We start from the raw sequence: 19,009 nt of genomic DNA, 5'->3' as shown, positions 1-19,009 counted from the left end.
TGGGAGGGGGCTTGTGTGTCTTCTTTCGACGTGAACAGTGTTGATGCTTCACGAAACACGAAGACGAAGATCAGGAAGATGACGAGGATCGAGGCAGATGCAATGAGGCGAATGGACCACTCGGCGATCCATTCACCCGGATGTCGATTTTGTTTTCGAAACGGATTGCTCACAGTGATCCTGCTATCATCCTTCAAATTTACTTGCGCTTGATCGGATAATAGCCCACTTCTGTTACGATCTTTTGTCCGGCAGGCGAAATGACCCAGTCAATGAACTTCTTCACGTTCCCGGCCGGCTTCTGATTCAGGTAGAAATAGAGGAACCGGGAGATTGGATATTCGCCGGAATGGATACTTGCGTCATTTGGAAGAACGCCCTTTGATGAGGCGTCCTTCGCTACTGCAACAGCCTTGACGTTCTTGGCATAGGCAGCGCCGCCGAAGCCGATACTATTCGGATCCTTGGATACTGCATTGATCAGGGCAGCTGTGCCGGCCATGTGCTGGGCGTTGGAGGCGAAGTCCTGCTTCAGAAGAACGTGCTCCTTGAAGAACTCGTAGGTACCGGAGTTGTTCTCGCGGGAATAGAGCAGGATCGGCTTGTTTGCACCGCCAACATCCTTCCAGTTGGTGACCTTTCCCGTGAAGATGTCCTTGATCTGCGCCATCGTGAGTTGCTTCACGGGATTGCTCTTGTGAACATAGACCGCCAGACCGTCCATTGCTACACGGATCTCAAGCCCCTTATACCCAAACTTCTTTTCGAGCTGAGCAACTTCATCCTTCTTGATCGGACGGGATGAGGAGCAGATATCAGTTGTGCCATTGATCAGAGCCGCGATGCCAGTTCCCGAACCACCACCGGTGACCTGGAACTCGGTGTTGGTCTTATCTGGATAGAGTTCCGACCAGCGCTGAACAAGGATCACCATCGTATCCGAACCCTTGATCGTGATACGCTGTTTAGGCATGGCCAGGGCAACGAACGTGATCAAGAGGAACGTTGCGATGAAGGGGGCGATAAGGCGAATGGTTTTCATGATCGATAAGATGTGTTGAACAGAACGTACCGCAATTTACTGGTCTTCGAAGCAGGGTGAGTGCTGATGGCAACTGTGTTACGTGTTGGTAACGTCTCCGTCAGATACCGAGCTCCATGTTGAAGCGTGTGTAGTAGTTGAAGGTTATCAGGTCGTTGTTGTTGTACAACGTGTTGCGGTTGGTGCCGAACTCCAGATTGACCTTGATGCGGTGTTTGTTGATGTAGTATCCAACGTTAGCGGCGATGTTGACCTGCTGTTGGTATTCGGCAAGCCCCTTTAATTGATCGCCGGCATCAACGAGGGCGTAGCGAGCGGCCACACTCCACATCGAAGGGAAGATGTATGAGGCCTGCATCATATACCCCGATCCAACGAAGACGGCTGCATAGTCTTTTTTCGTGGTGTCTTTATAGGTGATCGGATTGTCCGACGAACGCTGAGCATATTCGCCATAGAGAGCAAGGCCACTATACTTGAAGAGGATGTCGCCATAGATCACATTGGCTGTGCGCTGCTGGTACAAGGCTTTTCCAAGTGAGCCACGTGTCTTGGTCTGATTCTCGTTGTGTTGGGCCGAGAGTCCGATGCTGAGCTTCGGAGATTTCTCACGTGCGAGATCGCCTTCGAAGTAGTCGCCACCATTGGTGAAAGCACCGAACGGGAGGCATTCAACTCGTGCTGTGTAGGCTAGACCGCCGCCGGAGATCGCTGGTTGATTGCGACCGTCTCCACTGGAGATAGCGGCGCGGAGGTTTACAATCTGGTCGCCGGTGATCGGACGCCAGAATGCCTGGAAGCCAAAATCACGATCGAGGTTGAACGCCCCGTTCACGATCGAACGGTCGGCGATCTCGAGGTCTGCAGAGGAGATCACACGTTGGCGGTTACCCGGGAGCTTCGTTTGACCAAAGCCCACTTGGAGATCTTTGTTGAAGTTCCAGAAGATCATAGCATCGCGGATGATGTTGGGGAACTGCGTATCTGCCCAGTCCATATCTGAACGGGAGAATGAGAGCTGAAGGTTGAAGCTCAGGCGGGGATCTACGAGTGAGCCGCCAAATCGCAAACGGAGGCGGCGAACGGCGAACTCCGTTGAGCCGGCAGAGAGGTCCAGGTCGTCATCTTCATCCATGGTCTTCGTTGTAAAGATGGCCCAGTTCTGCATCCGGAAGCGCATTACAACGCGTGTGGCTGAATCGGCCGACTGAAACACCACCCCATCGGTATTGAAGTCGAAGCTTCCGTGCGACTGGGTAGAGGCTTGAGCCAAGGCATCGGCGGTGAGAACCGCAAAAATCGAAGCAAGGACCAAGAGGGAGCGGAGAACCAAACCGATCATGAGTGGGGTCCGTGGAATGTTAAGAGATCATTAGCCAAATGTTACGTGGCGAAACTATGGGGACATTTCTTCACATCCCCGTTACCTTTCGGTAACATTGGCTCCGGGAGAGTAAGACTCCCGGCATCACTCCGGGAGAGTAAGACTCCGGGAGTCACTCCGGGAGAGTAAGACTCCCGGAGTGGTACTCCGAGGACGGCAATGTATCTTCGCACCTCATGAAACGCATAGCAGTCTTTACCAGCGGGGGCGACGCTCCCGGCATGAATGCCCACATCCGTGCCGTAGAACGTACGGGTGAAAAGCGCGGCCTAGAAGTGATCGGCATTATTGGTGGGTATTCCGGCATGATCCTGGGGCATTTTGAGGTACTGGATCGAATTCGGACGGCCAATATCATCGACCGAGGCGGCACAATCCTCAAAACGTCTCGTTGTCCGGAGTTCGAGGAGGTGGAAGGACGTGTCAAGGCCGCCGAAGAACTCCGCAAACATGGGATCGATGGCGTTGTGGCCTGTGGCGGCGATGGTACCTTCCACGGTGCTCATTATCTCTGGCAGGAACATGGGATCCCGATCGTAGGAACCCCGGGGACGATCGATAATGACCTCTCGGGTACTGACTACACCATTGGGTACGATACGGCGATCAATACGGCGGCACAGGCCATCGATAAGATCAGAGATACGGCCGACAGCCATGGTCGACTCTTCTTCATCGAGGTTATGGGACGTCATGCCGGCTTTATCGCCATGGACGTCGGCATCGCCTGCGGTGCTGAATATGTTGCGGTCCCGGAAACCCTTACTGACATCGATGAAATGTATCAGCGGATCTTAGCTCAAGGCCTCGACAAACGCACGGTGGTGATCGTTGGTGAAGGTGACGAACTTGGCGGCGCCCTCGGCATCAGCAAAAAACTCGAAGAACGCTACGGAATATCCTCCAAGATCTCCATCCTCGGACATATTCAAAGAGGGGGCTCTCCAACGGTTCGAGATCGTGTGCTTGCGTCTCGACTTGGCGCTGCTGCCGTTGATGCCCTCCTTGAAGGTCGTTCCGATGTTATGATCGGCGAAATGTCGGGTCAGATCACCTTTGTCCCACTCGAACAAACATGGGCGGAACGCAAACCTGTCCCGCCATATCTCACAGAACTTTCCGACATCCTCGTATGAAACCAACCTTCCTTACGGTCATTCAAGTTTTTCAGATCGAGGGCATGGTGGCCCTCGGAAAGATGCTCAACCCGGCAACCAATGAGATCACGAAGAGCATGGAACATGCACGCTATGTGATCGATGTCCTCGATATCCTGCACGAAAAGACGAAGGGGAATCTCGAGAGCGATGAAGCGCGCTTCCTAGATCAGACGTTGAGCACTCTTAAACTGAACTTCGTTGATGAGTTCGGCAATCCGAGTACTCCATTCGTCAATGGTGAGCTGGCTTAATGAGACGCATAGCCATCCTGGCGTATACGGCTAGGCCTGCTGCGATCACGTGGGCTACACACGCTATCAACCGACTCCTCGAAGAGGGTGTTGACGTGATCATTGATGCGATCCTTGCCGATGCACTGGATGCCGACCTTGCTTCGAAGTGTGAGGTGCGTTCAGCAATGGAGTTCGAAAAACGCGCAGATATGGTGATGACATTTGGCGGCGATGGCACCTTGCTTGCCACCGCTCGTATGCTCATGAGCTCCGATATCCCGATCATGGGTGTCAACGTTGGCAAACTCGGCTTCCTTGCAGAATTCCCTGTGACGGAACTGGATGATGCTATCATGGACGTGATCAAGGGCAACTATCGTATCGTTGACCGCACAACCTTGATGGTAGAGTTCAACGGTGTAACGGCCTACGCGCTGAACGAAGTACTTATCGAACGAGCATCAGAAGCAAAAATGATCGCTGTTCGCGCCTTTGTGAACGAGCACCATGTTGCGGATTATCGAGCCGACGGCGTCATCATCTGTACGCCAACAGGGTCAACAGCGTATTCCCTCGCAGCTGGAGGTCCGATCATCGCACCCTCGGCAAATGCGATGTGCATCACTCCGATCGCGCCACATACACTCACACTTCGCCCCCTTATCGTCAATGATAGCAGTGAGATCCGCTTTGAGCCGTTGAGCGAGCATGCAGATTCACATGTAGTTGCCGACGGAAAGATCCTCGGGTCTGTTGGAAGGGGCGATGTGGTTACCATACGCAAGAGCGAACATCTGGTGAAACTGGTGAAGCGGGCCGACAGTACGTACTACGATCTGTTGCGCGATAAGCTCCTCTGGTCTGCCGACGCAACCAAGAAGTAACCTCGATGCTTAAACGCGAACTGTCCTTCTTGCAAGCCACGGCGATCAACATGATCGATATGGTTGGTATCGGACCGTTCGTCACAACGGCTCTCGTTGCCGCTACGATGGGATCAGCGCCGATGGCCCTCTTGGCCTGGTGTGTTGGTATGTCTCTTGCCTTGGTCGATGCATCGGTATGGAGTGAACTCGGTGCCAAGATGCCGGAAGCAGGGGGCTCCTATGCCTTTCTCCGCGAAACGTATGGCAAGGACTCATGGGGTAGACTCATGGCGTTTTTGTTCGTGTGGCAAACATCCTTCCAAGCACCACTCGTTGTAACGTCGGGCGCACTGGGATTCGCCAAGTACATCACGTTCCTCACCGGACCGCTCGATCCGCTCACGGGGAAACTCATTGGTGTTGCGCTTATCGTGTTGCTCGTTGCGCTGTTGTACCGTCGGATCGGCGATGTGGGACGCATCTCGGTCGTCCTCTGGGCCTGCGTCATCGCTGCCCTCCTCTGGATCATCGGCACGGGCATGATCTACGGCAGCTTCGATCAGATCATGAGTGGAGATCTTGTGGAGGGGGCTGTCGGGAACAATGCCATCTGGGCTGCTCTGGGCATCGCAACGATCCCAACGATCTACTCCTACCTCGGCTATTACAATGTGTGTCACCTCGGAGCAGAAGTCCGAGATCCGGAACGTGTGATCCCGAGAAGCATGTTCGTTTCGATCCTCGGAATCGGAGTGCTCTATCTCGCAATGCAAACGGCGATCTATGCGGTGCTTCCCGTTGCTGATGTGGCTGCGTCACCATTCGTTGTGAGTACGCTCATCAATACTGTGCAGGGTCCGGTGGCCGCTCAGATCGTTACGGCACTCGTTCTGATCGTAGCCGTAGCCTCGTTGTTCAGTGTGATCCTCGGTTACACACGGATACCGTATGCAGCGGCAAAGGACGGACTCTTCTTCCGTGTCTTTGGTCGTGAACACCCAACGAAGAACTTCCCGCACATCTCCCTGTTGGTGCTTGGCGGTGTTGCTGTGATCTTTACGATGACGCTTGAATTGGGTGATGCGATAAAGTCGATCATCACCATGCGGGTCTTTACACAGTTCGTGGCTCAGGCCGTTGGACTCATCGTGTTGCGTAAGCGACTTGGTGCGGGGGCAATGCCATGGAAGATGTGGCTCTACCCTGTCCCGGTCCTCCTTACCATCGTGGGCTGGATCTGGATCTTCTCCAGTGCCAAGCCCCTTCAACAACAACTAGGACTTGCTGCACCCGTTGTTGGTATTGTTGTGTATCTCGCACTCGCACGGAGAAACAGAACGTGGCCATTCAAATTGCCATCGATGGGTTGATCGTAGATCTCCATCAGAGAAAGACATATCCAGGTGTGGTTGAATTCATTGATGGTGTGATCACAGCGATCCGTGAGGATCCGTCTGCGCGCACCGATCGATACATTATGCCCGGGTTTGTTGACGCACATGTGCATGTGGAGTCGAGCATGCTCATTCCCAGCGAATTCGCTCGACTCGCCGTTGTTCATGGGACGGTTGCCACTGTAAGCGATCCGCACGAGATCGGAAACGTGTGTGGTGTAGAGGGTGTCCGGTATATGCTCGAGAATGGGGCGCGTGTTCCTTTCACGTTTGCATTTGGAGCCCCTTCCTGCGTGCCTGCAACAACATTTGAGACGGCAGGTGCAGAGATCACAGCGTCGGACATCCGTGAGTTGTTCAAGGATGAGCGCGTTCGGTACCTGAGCGAGATGATGAACTGGCCGGGGGTTTTATACAACCACCCGGTTGTAATGGAGAAGCTTGCTGTTGCGCGGGAATGTGGAAGGGTGATCGATGGTCACGCCCCCGGACTCCGCGGCGAACAAGCAGCAGCCTATGCTGCGCATGGCATCTCCACCGACCACGAGTGCTTTACCCTGGAAGAAGCCATTGATAAGGTGGCAGCAGGAATGAAGATCCTCATCCGTGAGGGAAGTGCGGCTCGCAACTTTGATGCTTTACATCCGATCATCAAACTCCATCCGGAGAGAGTGATGTTCTGTTCTGATGATATGCATCCCGACTCATTGGTACTTGGACACATCAACTTGCTCGTTGCCCGCTCCGTAGCGCTTGGGTATGACATCTACGATGTCTTGCGCGCTGCCTGTGTTCATCCTGTTGAACACTACGGACTCCCTGTTGGACTACTGCGTGTTGGAGATTCCGCCGATCTCATCGTTGTGGAGGATCTCACAGCATTCTCTGTTCATCAAACATGGGTCAAGGGGCGATGTGTTGCCGAACATGGAACCACTGCCATTGATCATGTAGAAGAACGTATCATCAATCAGTTTTCATGTGATCCCATCACTGCCGATCAGATCGCCACAGATCATCTCGGTAAGGAGGTTCGGGTGATTGTAGCACATGACGGTCAACTCGTAACCTCCGAAGAGCACCACGTTCTTCCTTCGAACGATGTTCTGAAGATCGTGGTTGTGAATCGCTATACCAATGCGCCCCCTGCCATTGCCTATATCAAGAACATCGGGCTCACTTCCGGAGCCATCGCCAGCAGCGTGGCACATGACTCGCATAACATCGTGGCCGTTGGCTGTTCCGATGTCGAGATCGTTGACGCCGTTAACGCCATCATTGCGTCACGCGGCGGTGTATGTGTAACGGCGGACGGCAAGACCGATCTTCTCCCACTCCCCGTAGCCGGCCTTATGTCCAATCTCGACGGTTATGACGTTGCCCGCACCTACGCAGCGCTTGATTCACGAGCCAAAGCACTTGGCTCCCAACTCCGCGCCCCCTTCATGACGATATCTTTTATGGCCCTTCTCGTGATTCCTCAACTAAAGTTGAGTGATAAGGGTCTCTTCGATGGTGGTATGTTTACGTTTGTTGACCCACTTTTGCCGAGCTAGTAATAGTGCCTGCTCGTTTATCCCTTCTTGTATTGATCCTCATCCTCATCCTTGATGTGGTGGTTATACATGCACAGTGGTCAACGGATCCATGGAAGAGTACGATTATATCTAACACTGGCATTAACCAGAGCAATCAGATCCTTGCAAACCTCGTGGGTGGTAGCATCCTTGTGGCATGGTCCAAGGATAATTCTAATGGTTACGACATCTACGCACAAGGGGTTGATCGCAATGGTGTAGCCTTGTGGAAGATCAATGGTGTTGAGGTATGCGTTCTGAAGTCAAACAACGTCCCAAGTGCCGTCATTCCTGATACCATTGAGGGTGCCTTTATTTTCTGGAGTGATACTCGAACAGGAGTGTCTGACATTTACATGCAACGTTTGGATAAGTATGGGCTGCCTCACTTTGTAAAGAATGGAATTCCTGTTTTCGACTCCGCAGCACATAGGGACTATCTTCGTGCTATTCCCGACGGAGCTGGTGGCACAATGATTGTTTGGCAAGAGTATACAAGAACTCTACGCACAATCCGAGCGCAACATCTTAATGCCGACGGGAGGGTTCTATGGGCGCAATCAAGTGTTATCGCAGTACGAGATGTGTTGAGTCAGGCTGCAGTGACTGGCATGGTTGATGATGGAAGTGGTGGCTTGATAGTTTGTTGGAGGGAAGCAGTTCCGAACCGCTACCACAAGTTCTATGCGCAGCGGATTGACAGCATCGGACGAATTCGATGGGACTCCAGTAGTGTAACTGTTAGCAATCTTGACGTCGGAATTGTTGAGGGTACTAACGAATTTCAACTCGTGGAAATGGCAAAAGATGAAACTTATGGGGCATACTTTGCATTTCAAGAAGTTAGGAAAGGGCGAAGGAGGATCTATCTGCAGCATGTTGATTCATCTGGCACAATCACGTTGGGGAATTACGGCAGGCTGATCTCAGATACAAATCTTTTATGTACTCTAACAGACGTAGTAGCAAATGGCAGAGGACAAGTATTCCTGTCATGGTGGTTTCAGCCTAATGCTGTTGATTCAAAAATCCAAAGTGTTCTTCAGTTGTTTGGAAAAGATGGTTCCGGCCTCTGGCCAGAACCTGTCATTTTGCCTCCTGTGTCGACAGCAACAAGCTATGTCAGGTATGTATCTGACGATAGTGGAGGAGTAATAGCATTTTGGTTGCAAGTACAAGACGGCCAGGCTAAGGTTTATTCTCAGAGATTCAATTCAGATGGTTCTAGGCGCTGGGAGGAAGAAGGAAGATTCTTCGCTGCTATTCAACAGAATCCCTTGTACTTCTTCTTTTTACCTCAGATTATCTCTGATGGATCGCATGGGGCTGTTATGGCGTACGTTGATGTGCCAGGCAGCCAAAAAAAAGAACTGCGCATTCAGCATATAAACGAAGATGGAGTTTTGGGAGTTCCGAAGAATCCACCGCCTACTCCCGTCGATTCTGATTCGATGGAGTCTCCTATCGTAGGCATCCGATCCATTTCCCCTAACCCGTCTACCGGAATCTTAGACCTAGAGTTCGTTGTGCCAGTAAGAGGGACAGTTACTGTTACTGTTTACAATGCTATCGGCGAAGTTGTTGCTGTACCATTTCAAGAATTTGTTCAGCGAGATATTGCCACTACGATATCAATTGATCTCTCTGCTCAAAGTTCAGGAGCTTTCTTTTGTCGACTCACCGGACCATACATCAATGAGAGCAAGATGTTCATTGTTCAGCATTAACCTGCTGTACATTCAGTTTACGTTTTCTGACACCCTCCAGTAGAATTAGAAATAGTGATGGTCCGCCCTTATCTCATCGTGTTGATCCTCATACTTGATGTGACTAGTGCGCATGCGCAGTGGTCCATGAATCCATGGAGGGGTACTACCATTACGGACGTAGGCGGGTATGGACATCAGCACATTCTCACAAAAACTAGCAATGGAAGTGTTGTTATTGGTTGGTCTCAGAGTTCTGCAGTCAACCGCGACGTACAAGCCCAGTGTGTTGATCCTAAAGGTGTAGTCCTTTGGAAGACCAATGGTGTGGATGTGTGTGTTGAAGCCGAAAATCAGCTGATTGGTGCGATTGTGCCTGATGCGGTTGGTGGGGTCACCATCTATTGGTCTGACTATCGCTCAGGAGAGCCAGATATATACATGCAACGGTTGGACAAGAGTGGTGTGCCCATGCTGGCAAGCAATGGAATCCCCGTCTTTGAGTCAGCAGCAAATCGGACAATTGTTAGTGCCGTCTCGGATGGCAATGGCGGTACGATCTTACTCTGGAATGAGCTTGAAAATCAACGCTATGCCTTACATACCCAACGTATCAATTCAAGTGGGAGAAATCTGTGGACACAAGGCGGTGTTGACATATATAGAGGTATGCAGATGTATCCACTAGTGTTTGGAGTTGTTAGCGATAATCAAGGCGGCCTGATATTTTGCTGGGCGGAGCAAATGCCCAACCAGGACTACGCGTTTTATTCGCAGCGTGTTGATAGTACAGGTCAAGTCCGATGGGGTTCAAAAGGTGCAACTATTTGTGATCTTGACGTTGGTTTTCTGGTGAACAGTGTTGGGCAGCGCGTGTTAGGCATGACGAGTGATGGATCCTCTGGAGCATATTTTGCATTTCTTGATAGTAGATATCGCAAACCGGCTATTTTCTTGCAACACGTTGATTCAGCCGGTATGCTTTCGCTCGAAAAGAATGGTAAGCTAATCTCTGATACCACCAAGTATAGCGAACTCTCAGCTCTCACCGTGAGCAGCACTGGTCAATTGTTTGTGGCTGGGTACACTCGAAGTTACTCGGAGAACATTTACGATCTCGTTCTTGATTTGTATGGAAAAGATGGCACAAGAGTTTGGGCTGAACCAGTCAAAGTACAAACTGATTCTATTGGTTTTTTGGGATACTATGTTGTTTCGGACCGGAACGCTGGAGTGATTGCATTTTGGTTGGAGGGCCCCTATTCGGATCTCAGAATTCGTGCGCAGCGGTTCAACTCACAAAGTTCTCCTCTCTGGGCTGAAGAAGGAGTGTTCTTCGCGAGTCTCCAACAAATTGGACCCAACTATGCACTAAGAATCATCTCTGATGGAGATCATGGTGCTATAGTGTTGTATAGTGATGTGCGAGATTTGAACGGAGAAGGTTTGTATCTCAAACTCATCAACGGAGATGGAGAGTTGGGAGTGACAAAGAATTTGCCCCCTCCCATCGATTCCAATTCAACTGAAGCTCCTTTGTTAGGCATTACATCCATTTCTCCGAATCCCACAACTGGTATCGCTGATATTGAGTTTATTGTTCCTGTGAAAGGAACCGTTAGTCTTGTCATATACAATGCAATCGGTGAAATTGTGCTCATACAACACAAAGAACTTGTTCAACGAGACGTTGCTACGTCTGTGTCCATAGACCTCACCTCACAAAGCTCGGGGACTTTCTACTGTCGACTCACTGGACCATACATCGACGAGACACAAATGCTGATCCTGCAGAAATGACACGTTCGATTTCGCTGATGTGCTAATGTGCTAATGTGCTAATGTGCTAATATTGTTGATTAGCACATTAGCACATTAGCACATTAGCAGATTAACATGCTCCCCCTCGACTCCTCCCTCATCCGTCTCATTCAGTTTGCGATCCGCGAGGATCTGGGGACGGGAGATATCACGAGTGACCTGAGCATTCCGCGTGATGCTACCGCCGCTGCGCGGTTTTTGATGAAGCAGGATGGAGTGGTGTGCGGACTTCCGATGTTGCCGCTTGTCTTCCGGGAATTCTCGTCGGACGTGGATATCGAGCTAAAGGTGAATGAGGGTGACCGTATCAAGAACGGTACGGTGATCGCTCTCGTGGAAGGCCCGGCACATGCCTTGTTGGCAGGCGAGCGCACAGCTCTGAACTTCATCCAACGCATGAGCGGTGTTGCTACGAAGTCCCGACAGTATGTTGACCGGATCGCCGGCACAAAGGCACGTGTTCTTGATACACGAAAGACCATCCCTGGATGGCGATTGCTTGATAAATACGCCACAACGATCGGCGGCGCATTCAATCATCGGCTAGGTCTCTATGACATGGTGATGATCAAGGACAACCACATCACAGCGTGTGGTGGTATTCGTGAGGCCGTTGATACCATCGTTGCGGACCTGCGGGACAGACCGATGATGAAGGTGGAGGTTGAAGCACGTTCGCTCGATGATGTCTTGGAGATCCTCCAGTGCAAGGGAGTTCATCGGGTGATGTTCGACAACTTCACGCCGGATGAGGTTGCTGAGGGAGTTCGCATCGTTGATGGTCGACTTGAGACCGAAGCATCGGGTGGGATAACGTACGACAACATCCGCGACTATGCAGAGGCAGGAGTGGATTACATTAGCGTGGGCGCGATTACACACAGCGCCACCGCTCTCGACATTTCCATGAAGTTATTCGTCCCGAAACAGGGCTGAACTCTACCCCTCCGGCAGTTTATCCGGCGGTGCAAGAAGGGATGGCAAGGGGCCATCCAATACATACGACTTGCGACCATAGTGGTACGACATCGGGACGTGCAAGGTGTTGATCAAGTAGTCCAGGTCACGCGCAACGGTACGTTCGCTTACTTCCAGGTCCTTCGCCATAAGATTCGCCGTTACCCGTTCGCCACGCGACAGCCGCATCAGGATGGCCTGAAGACGGTAGAGCGTGGGACGCATGGCAGATTTCATTGGCGCAGATTCCGATTCACGAAGTATCTGCGAGGGTACGCCACCCACTCTGCCATCTACTGTCATAGTGGCGATTACAAGCCACTGGTAGATGTTACGCTCCTCCGAATCGGTGAGCAACCAAGGCAAAAGAGGGGTCGAAAACGACGAAAGGGGCTTCATGCCCCCTTGTGGTGATTATCAGATAGAACGTGACGCGTGCCGGAACGGGTATCGCGTCCTAGAGTTCTCTTCGCAATCGGGCCACGGGAATACGGAGCTGCTCGCGATACTTCGCAACTGTTCTGCGCGCCACGTTATACCCCAGTTTCTTGAGGTCCTTGCCAAGCTTATCGTCACTCAATGGTTTGCTCTTGGATTCCGCCTCAATGAGCTCCTTGATCTTTTGCTTGATGACGCGTGTGGAGATCTCTTCGCCATCATCACTGAGAAGCGCCTCGCTGAAGAAGTACTTCAGTTCGAACGTTCCAAAGGTGGTCAGCACGTATTTCCCATTCACGATCCGACAGATCGTGGAGATATCGAGCCCCGTGATCTCAGAGACATCGCGATAGATAAGGGGCTTCAAGTGCTCCGGACCGTATTGGAAGAACTCCTTTTGCAGACCGATGATGGCCGTCATCACTCGAAGCATCGTACTCTTGCGCTGACGGATGGCCTGCATGAGGAACTTGGCGTCTTCATACTTCTTCCTCAGCCACTCACGAGTCTCCTTGTTGAACTTGTGGAATCGCGCTTCCTTCTTGAGCTTTTCATAGGCATTGCTCACACGAAGAGTTGGAAGGCGGGAATCGTTCACCGTGATGAGGAAGTCCGACCCGTCTTCGGTTGGTTCAACCGTGAAGTCGGGCGTAACGGTGTTCACTTCCGGACCGATCGTGCCGCCACCCGGACGAGGTGTGAGGTGACGTATCACATCGATCGCTTCACGAAGGTAGTCCTCCGTTACATCGAGCTGACGTTCGATGATGTGATAGTGCTTCATCGCAAAGGCCTCGTAGGTCTTTGTCAGGATAAGGATGGCAAGCTTCTGCGCCGCATTCGGCTTCTCAACGGCACGTAGCTGCGCAAGCAAACATTCCTGTACACTGCGAGAGGCAATACCCGGAGGTTCGAGCGACTGCACCTTGCGAAGAACAGATTCGGCCTGTTTCATCGTGATCGGATTGAGCGGACGTGTTACGTCTTCGATAAGATCCTGGAGATAGTTCTGCGCACGGCCCGGCATGGTAGACGTGTGCATCGCAAGATTGTGTTCCGCGAATCGATCGTTCACTTCCTGCATCAATTCATCAAGAGTTCGGCGCAAGTAGCCATCGTCATCAACATTGCCAATGATGTACTCGCCGAATAATCTGTCCTCTAACGACACCTGCAGATACTTCATCTGTTCGAGAAGATCATCTTCTAACGTCTGTACTTCTCGGAACTGAAACACAGGCTCATCGTCATCATCTTCACCCATGCGCGTGTCACTTGAACTCCCGCTTGTAGGGTCTTCTCCCCAGATAAGCTTATAGAACTCAAAGGCATCCTTGGGGTCGAATTCCGTTGCAGCGTCAATGGACTCCGTGCGCTTCTCGGGACCGAGGGATTCAGTGCCCGGGACCGGTGCGTCATAGGCAGTGCTTTCAGCCGGACCTTCGGTGTCACCAGTAACACGATCCTCTCCGGCGGCCTGCGGTTCATACTCCGGACTCTCTTCGAGCATCGGATTGTTCTCCAGCTCGGCCCGAACGTGTTGCTCCAACTGCAACAGGGGCAGCTGCAGCATCTTGAGATACTGGATCTGTTGTGGCGTGAGCGACTGCTGAAGAGCGGTCTGAAGGTTAAGTCCTAGCTTCATTCGTCGCCCTCGTCCTCACCGCGCGATACGGCCAACATACGGGCATAGGCCTTCTCACCAAAGGCACGAACTAAGGCATCCTTAAGCGACTCCACCATCGGTATGCTGAGGCGGGCTCCAAGTTCACGACCGGGCTCACATTCTTCGATCTGCTCGTAATGCAGATACGGCCCACCGAAGTCGGCGATCCGGATCGGGAAGAGATGGCAGGAAAGGGGCTTACGGAAATCACTCTCTCCATTATGAAACGCCTTCTCAATGGCGCACTTGGCCACCGAGTTCTCATAGTACACAAAGACACAATCGGCATCATCGAGGCATGCAACTGACCTGTCTCCCACGTGGCCTTCAACTGGGTCATTCTCTTCAAGCCACCGTCGGGAACGGTCTCCCAAATAGGGAAGTGCGGCCGCAACGGACAATTGCAGAGGTTTCACTTCATTCTCAAGTAACGGAGCTCCCGCTCCTCCGCTAAGGGTGCAGCAAGCCCCTTTACAGCGTTGAAGATCACACGCAAATGTGGCCGTCAACACCTGCTCCTGAATGAGAAGATCGTCGAGTAGGATCATGCTTTCGGAAAAATAGCACGATTCTTGCTAGTCAGAAACATTCCTCATCGTGAGATGCGCAATCTGAGCGCATTTGTCACCACAGTTACCGAGCTAAGGGCCATTGCGGCCGCAGCGATCATGGGTGAAAGTGCCATGCCGGTAAGGGGAATGAGCAATCCCGCAGCGAGGGGGATCCCCAGCACATTGTAAAAGAAGGCCAGGAAGAGATTCTGCCGGATCGTACGCATTGTTGCTCGGGAAACGTCAATTGCGTCGAGAACAGTATGCAGGTCGGCGCGCATCAGTGTCACATCGGCAGTGGATTTTGCGATATCTGTTCCCGACCCCATGGCGACCCCTACATCTGCTTGTGCAAGTGCGGGCGCGTCATTGATGCCATCGCCGACCATTGCAACAACAGCACCTTGACGTTGGAGTTTCTCGATTGCATTCGCCTTTCCATCAGGAGAGATCGAATGCATCACTTCGTCGATCCCGGCGGCATTGGCAATGTGCTTGGCCGCTGCTTCTTTGTCACCGGTGAGCATCACAACACGAAGACCGCGGGTGCGCATACGAGCAACTGCATCTACGCTTGAGACGCGAAGGGTATCTGCAACGGCGATCGCCGCAACCACCGCTCCATTGAGGCTAACGAAATGTGTTGACCATCCATGTGCTGCGTGACTCTCTGCAGCTGCACGAAATGGCGCGGGAATGATCAGCATTGCGTCGCTCATGAGATCTTCGTTGCCGATCCGTATTCGAGAAGATCCGATCACACCAACTGTTCCTTTTCCCGGAAGAGTTTGTGCAGACGATGCAAGGAGTCGGTCTGCAGACGGGACGGCTGCCCATGACACAAGAGCTTTCGCGATCGGGTGTTCCGAACCCGACTCCAATGCGTCGATGTAGACACGTAACGATGGTGTGTCCGTTGTATAAACATCTTGAACGGTAGGAGCTCCGTCTGTGAGAGTTCCGGTTTTGTCGAGAACGATCGTTGTAATGCTATGGAGTCGCTCAAGTGCGGCAGCATGAGCGAAGAGAGCGCCGTGTTTCGCCCCCTTCCCTGATCCGACAATGATGGCCGTTGGAGTAGCCAGACCAAGAGCGCACGGACAGGCGATGATGAGGACGGCGATAGCAGAGGTCAAGGCCTGGGTGAAGGCAACATCCGATGGGGCGGCGATCATCCAACCCAGGAATGTCAGAATTGCGATGCCGAGGACGATAGGCACAAAGACGCTGCTGATCTTGTCAGCTAGTCGTTGTATCGGTGCCTTGCTTTGCTGAGCACGTTCCACGGAGCGGATGATGCCGGAGAGAACAGTGGTAGATCCAACAGCAGTTGCCCGGACCAAAACCGATCCGGTCGTATTCAGGGAGCCTCCGATGACCGTATCACCTGCACTGCGTTCAACAGGCAGATTCTCTCCGGTGAGCATGGACTCATCAACGCTTGTGGAGCCGCTGATGATCGTACCGTCTGTTGGGATACGTTCTCCCGGACGGATAACGATGGTCTCACCCACAGCAACATCGCCGGCCGGTATGTCGCTGTCCACACCGTTGCGTCGAACACGGACCACAGTTGGATGCAGCTCCATCAGGGACTGAAGTGCTTCTGCTGTCCGCCCCTTTGCCCTCGACTCTAACCACTTCCCCAGAAGTACGAGAGTAATGATCGTTGCTGTTGAATCGAAGTAGGCACCGGTGTGGTGTGCCATCGATGGTAGGATGGAAGGGGCGAAGGTTGCGATGGTGCTTGCAATGAACGCGGCACCGGTTCCGATGGAGACGAGGGTATCCATCGTTGCAGCTGTATGGCGTGCAGCACGAAAAGCACCAACATAGAAAGATCGTCCGGCCCAAAGCACGGGAATGGTCAGGACAAAGAGTGCTTCGTTAACCCATGGAATATGACCATTGAACATGCCCCACATGCCGATCAACATGACGGCCGCAGTGAATGGAGCTGCGATGATCAGCGACGCACGGTATTCGTGAGCAGGTGCTTCGATCCGTTCAGTCAGCGATGCAACATCAGTTGCAGTGCCCTCGCTGTAGATAGCTTCCACGGCATAGCCTGCCGTGATGATCGCACGCGATAGGATTTCGTCAACAACGCCGTCGCCGATCTCCACAGTAGCTCGGTTGGTTACGAGGTTTACAGTAGCAGACGATACACCAGGCACGCGTAGTAACTCCGATTCAACTCGGTTGACACATGCAGCGCAATGCATTCCCGAGATGTCGATCGTACGCGTGGAACTCACTTTGTGTCGGAACGCATCTTATCCTTGAACTGCTTCATGAACTTCTCAACCTTTGGACGCACCACAAACGCGCAATACGGTTGCGTCCCATTCTGTGCATAGTAGTTCTGGTGGTAGTCTTCGGCTTTGTAGAATGTGTCAACAGCCGTTACTTCCGTTACGATCGGATCCGACCATGTTTTTGCAGCTGTGAGTTGTTCGATGTACGCCATTGCGATTCGCTTTTGATCTTCGTCATGGTAGTAAATACCACTTCTGTATTGCGTGCCCACATCGTTGCCCTGGCGGTTCAATGTTGTTGGGTCATGCGAGGCAAAGAACACTTGAAGGATCTCTTCGAATGTCACTTTTGACGGATCGAAGGTGATGCGGCAGGCTTCGGCATGTCCGGTAGTGCCCGTGCACACTTCTTTGTACGACGGGTTCTTGACGGATCCGTTGCAGTACCCGCTTTCCACCAACTCCACACCATCCAGCAATTGATACACCGCTTCGATGCACCAGAAACATCCGCCGGCAAGAGTGGCGGTATCGCGTTGATCTGTGGTCATGGTTGTTGATGTTGGTGATGATGAAGGGGGCGGCACACGTTCGTCCTGCCCGGCACACGCCGAAAGGAATGTGCCGAGAAAGACCGCGATCGATAGGGTGAGGTTGAGCATGGAGCTCAGGACGAACGTTGCGACGGGAGATTTCAGTTCCGCTGCTGAACGTTGTAGTGTACCTGCGGAACCGGCAGACCAAGTTCTCCGCCAACCGTACGGATGATGTTATTCGTGGCTTCGTAGACGTTCCAATAGTGCTCGGGAAGGCAGAATGGTCGAACGCAAAGAACCGGACCAGCAAGAGTGAAGTCGAGCACCCATACGGCTGGGGCAGGGCTTGCGAGCACGTTTGTCTCCGATGCCAGTAGCTCCTTGATGCGAGCTATGGTTCTATCCACATCCACTCCGTGGGCCAATTGCATTTCTCGATCTACCCGACGGTAGGGGGTGTGTGACATGTTCTCGATGTTGTCACTGAAGATCTTGCCGTTGCTGACCATTGCACGGATCCCATCCGGAGTCATCATCGTGGTTGAGAAGAGTCCGATCTCTTCCACGGTTCCAAGAACGCCCCCTGCCTTGATCAGATCTCCTACCTTAAAAGGTCTGAGGACGAGCAGAAAGGCTCCGGCCGCAAAGTTGGCGAGGAGTCCGCCCCATGCCATACCAATAGCCAAGCCAGCCGCTGCGATAAGAGCAGCGAACGATGTTGTCTCTACACCAAACCTTGCAAGGATCGCGATCACAAGGATGATGTTCAAGCTTACGGCAATGATGGAGGCAAGGTAGTTCTGAAGTGTTGCGTCAACATTGCGGGCAGTAAGTGCTCGGCGGATCATGTTGATCACAAATCCAATGAGCCAGCGGCCCACCATCCACATGAGGACGGCGCCAACAACTAAGATGAGGTAGTTGACGATCGATGATTCGTATTTGGTCCACAACGCTGCGAAGTCCATGAAGCCCTCAAGATGTTCTGGAAAGAGAAGTTCTATTATCTACGAAGCCGTTGCGCGAACAACGGCAATGCCGGCAAATGCGGCCAACATACCACCAATGAGTGATGCTGCGATATAGCTAATTGCCAATATTGTGTTGCCACCATGGAGCATGGAGACGTTCTCCATTGCAAATGCTGAGTAGGTGGTGAATCCGCCACAAAGACCTGTGCCTACAAGTAAAGCGGCTGAACGCGAGAGTGGATCGGGCAACATCGTGGCACCTGCTGTACATCCAAGAACGAACGAGCCAACTACGTTCACGATAAACGTTGGCACGGGAAACGCGCCGCTGGCTACAGGAATAAGCGTTCCGATCACATACCGGAGTCCGCTACCAATGGCACCGCCTGCCATAACAAGGACAAGGTCTTTCATGCACCGAACATAGCAAAGAGCCACACTATCTTTGC

Annotated in this window: 16 protein-coding genes; 7 read left to right on the top strand and 9 right to left on the bottom strand. The window is 52.3% G+C overall.

The window, feature by feature from the left end:
* Nucleotides 1–199: 199 nt before the first annotated feature.
* Together IPI29_10250 and IPI29_10245 are read right to left on the bottom strand one after the other, a co-directional pair.
* The gene (locus IPI29_10250; GenBank protein MBK7412921.1) at nucleotides 200–1,042 is read right to left on the bottom strand and encodes a phosphate ABC transporter substrate-binding protein; all 843 of its coding nucleotides are present in this window, start codon (nucleotides 1,040–1,042) and stop codon (nucleotides 200–202) included.
* A gap of 100 nt (nucleotides 1,043–1,142) precedes the next feature.
* On the bottom strand, nucleotides 1,143–2,384 hold the full coding sequence (locus IPI29_10245; GenBank protein ID MBK7412920.1) for a porin: 1,242 nt from the start codon (nucleotides 2,382–2,384) through the stop codon (nucleotides 1,143–1,145).
* A gap of 218 nt (nucleotides 2,385–2,602) precedes the next feature.
* Between IPI29_10245 and pfkA the strand changes: the two genes are divergently transcribed.
* The 7 genes from pfkA (at nucleotide 2,603) to nadC (ending at nucleotide 12,119) form a co-directional block, all read left to right on the top strand.
* The gene (pfkA, locus tag IPI29_10240; GenBank protein ID MBK7412919.1) at nucleotides 2,603–3,562 is read left to right on the top strand and encodes a 6-phosphofructokinase; all 960 of its coding nucleotides are present in this window, start codon (nucleotides 2,603–2,605) and stop codon (nucleotides 3,560–3,562) included.
* The gene (locus tag IPI29_10235) at nucleotides 3,559–3,837 is read left to right on the top strand and encodes a DUF1844 domain-containing protein (protein ID MBK7412918.1); all 279 of its coding nucleotides are present in this window, start codon (nucleotides 3,559–3,561) and stop codon (nucleotides 3,835–3,837) included. The genes pfkA and IPI29_10235 overlap by 4 nt, the downstream gene beginning before the upstream one ends.
* Nucleotides 3,837–4,703: an NAD(+)/NADH kinase gene (locus IPI29_10230; protein MBK7412917.1), complete on the top strand. Its 867-nt coding sequence runs from the start codon at nucleotides 3,837–3,839 to the stop codon at nucleotides 4,701–4,703. The genes IPI29_10235 and IPI29_10230 overlap by 1 nt, the downstream gene beginning before the upstream one ends.
* Before the next feature lie 1,165 nt (nucleotides 4,704–5,868).
* Nucleotides 5,869–7,635 (top strand): adenine deaminase, encoded by a 1,767-nt coding sequence (gene ade, locus IPI29_10225; protein MBK7412916.1) that lies wholly within the window; start codon nucleotides 5,869–5,871, stop codon nucleotides 7,633–7,635.
* Between the two features lie 32 nt (nucleotides 7,636–7,667).
* A complete protein-coding gene (locus IPI29_10220; GenBank protein ID MBK7412915.1) occupies nucleotides 7,668–9,383 on the top strand; it encodes a T9SS type A sorting domain-containing protein in 1,716 nt (571 codons plus the stop codon).
* 78 nt (nucleotides 9,384–9,461) lie between these two features.
* Nucleotides 9,462–11,162 (top strand): T9SS type A sorting domain-containing protein, encoded by a 1,701-nt coding sequence (locus IPI29_10215; GenBank protein MBK7412914.1) that lies wholly within the window; start codon nucleotides 9,462–9,464, stop codon nucleotides 11,160–11,162.
* Between the two features lie 96 nt (nucleotides 11,163–11,258).
* Nucleotides 11,259–12,119: a carboxylating nicotinate-nucleotide diphosphorylase gene (nadC, locus tag IPI29_10210; protein MBK7412913.1), complete on the top strand. Its 861-nt coding sequence runs from the start codon at nucleotides 11,259–11,261 to the stop codon at nucleotides 12,117–12,119.
* Nucleotides 12,120–12,122: 3 nt separating this feature from the next.
* Here nadC and IPI29_10205 read toward each other — a convergent pair whose 3' ends face one another.
* The 7 genes from IPI29_10205 to IPI29_10175 form a co-directional block, all read right to left on the bottom strand.
* Nucleotides 12,123–12,365: an HTH domain-containing protein gene (locus IPI29_10205; GenBank protein ID MBK7412912.1), complete on the bottom strand. Its 243-nt coding sequence runs from the start codon at nucleotides 12,363–12,365 to the stop codon at nucleotides 12,123–12,125.
* Nucleotides 12,366–12,597: 232 nt separating this feature from the next.
* Nucleotides 12,598–14,223 (bottom strand): RNA polymerase factor sigma-54, encoded by a 1,626-nt coding sequence (gene rpoN, locus IPI29_10200; protein MBK7412911.1) that lies wholly within the window; start codon nucleotides 14,221–14,223, stop codon nucleotides 12,598–12,600.
* A complete protein-coding gene (locus IPI29_10195; protein ID MBK7412910.1) occupies nucleotides 14,220–14,792 on the bottom strand; it encodes a DUF3109 family protein in 573 nt (190 codons plus the stop codon). Before IPI29_10195 ends, rpoN begins: the two co-directional genes overlap by 4 nt.
* Nucleotides 14,793–14,836: 44 nt before the next feature.
* Nucleotides 14,837–17,053, bottom strand: coding sequence for a copper-translocating P-type ATPase (locus tag IPI29_10190; protein MBK7412909.1), 2,217 nt, complete (start codon nucleotides 17,051–17,053; stop codon nucleotides 14,837–14,839).
* Nucleotides 17,050–17,715, bottom strand: coding sequence for a peptide-methionine (S)-S-oxide reductase MsrA (gene msrA, locus IPI29_10185; GenBank protein ID MBK7412908.1), 666 nt, complete (start codon nucleotides 17,713–17,715; stop codon nucleotides 17,050–17,052). Before msrA ends, IPI29_10190 begins: the two co-directional genes overlap by 4 nt.
* 32 nt (nucleotides 17,716–17,747) lie before the next feature.
* Complete coding sequence (locus IPI29_10180) at nucleotides 17,748–18,557, bottom strand: mechanosensitive ion channel family protein (GenBank protein ID MBK7412907.1); 810 nt, start codon at nucleotides 18,555–18,557, stop codon at nucleotides 17,748–17,750.
* A gap of 39 nt (nucleotides 18,558–18,596) precedes the next feature.
* The gene (locus tag IPI29_10175) at nucleotides 18,597–18,974 is read right to left on the bottom strand and encodes a CrcB family protein (protein ID MBK7412906.1); all 378 of its coding nucleotides are present in this window, start codon (nucleotides 18,972–18,974) and stop codon (nucleotides 18,597–18,599) included.
* Nucleotides 18,975–19,009: the final 35 nt, after the last annotated feature.

Source organism: Ignavibacteria bacterium (assembly GCA_016707005.1).
GTDB lineage: Bacteria > Bacteroidota > Ignavibacteria > Kapaibacteriales > Kapaibacteriaceae > UBA10438.
The sequence above is the reverse complement of the archived record's forward strand: the minus strand, read 5'-3'. Positions and strand labels throughout refer to the sequence as shown.

Coding starts and splice junctions, on each gene's coding strand:
- msrA (MBK7412908.1), bottom strand. CDS start 17,715: ATGCTCAACCTCACCCTATCGATCGCGGTCTTTCTCGGCACATTCCTT.
- IPI29_10245 (MBK7412920.1), bottom strand. CDS start 2,384: ATGATCGGTTTGGTTCTCCGCTCCCTCTTGGTCCTTGCTTCGATTTTT.
- pfkA (MBK7412919.1), top strand. CDS start 2,603: ATGAAACGCATAGCAGTCTTTACCAGCGGGGGCGACGCTCCCGGCATG.
- IPI29_10250 (MBK7412921.1), bottom strand. CDS start 1,042: ATGAAAACCATTCGCCTTATCGCCCCCTTCATCGCAACGTTCCTCTTG.
- IPI29_10235 (MBK7412918.1), top strand. CDS start 3,559: ATGAAACCAACCTTCCTTACGGTCATTCAAGTTTTTCAGATCGAGGGC.
- nadC (MBK7412913.1), top strand. CDS start 11,259: ATGCTCCCCCTCGACTCCTCCCTCATCCGTCTCATTCAGTTTGCGATC.
- IPI29_10195 (MBK7412910.1), bottom strand. CDS start 14,792: ATGATCCTACTCGACGATCTTCTCATTCAGGAGCAGGTGTTGACGGCC.
- IPI29_10205 (MBK7412912.1), bottom strand. CDS start 12,365: ATGCGTCCCACGCTCTACCGTCTTCAGGCCATCCTGATGCGGCTGTCG.
- rpoN (MBK7412911.1), bottom strand. CDS start 14,223: ATGAAGCTAGGACTTAACCTTCAGACCGCTCTTCAGCAGTCGCTCACG.
- IPI29_10175 (MBK7412906.1), bottom strand. CDS start 18,974: ATGAAAGACCTTGTCCTTGTTATGGCAGGCGGTGCCATTGGTAGCGGA.
- ade (MBK7412916.1), top strand. CDS start 5,869: ATGGAAGATGTGGCTCTACCCTGTCCCGGTCCTCCTTACCATCGTGGG.
- IPI29_10180 (MBK7412907.1), bottom strand. CDS start 18,557: ATGGACTTCGCAGCGTTGTGGACCAAATACGAATCATCGATCGTCAAC.
- IPI29_10230 (MBK7412917.1), top strand. CDS start 3,837: ATGAGACGCATAGCCATCCTGGCGTATACGGCTAGGCCTGCTGCGATC.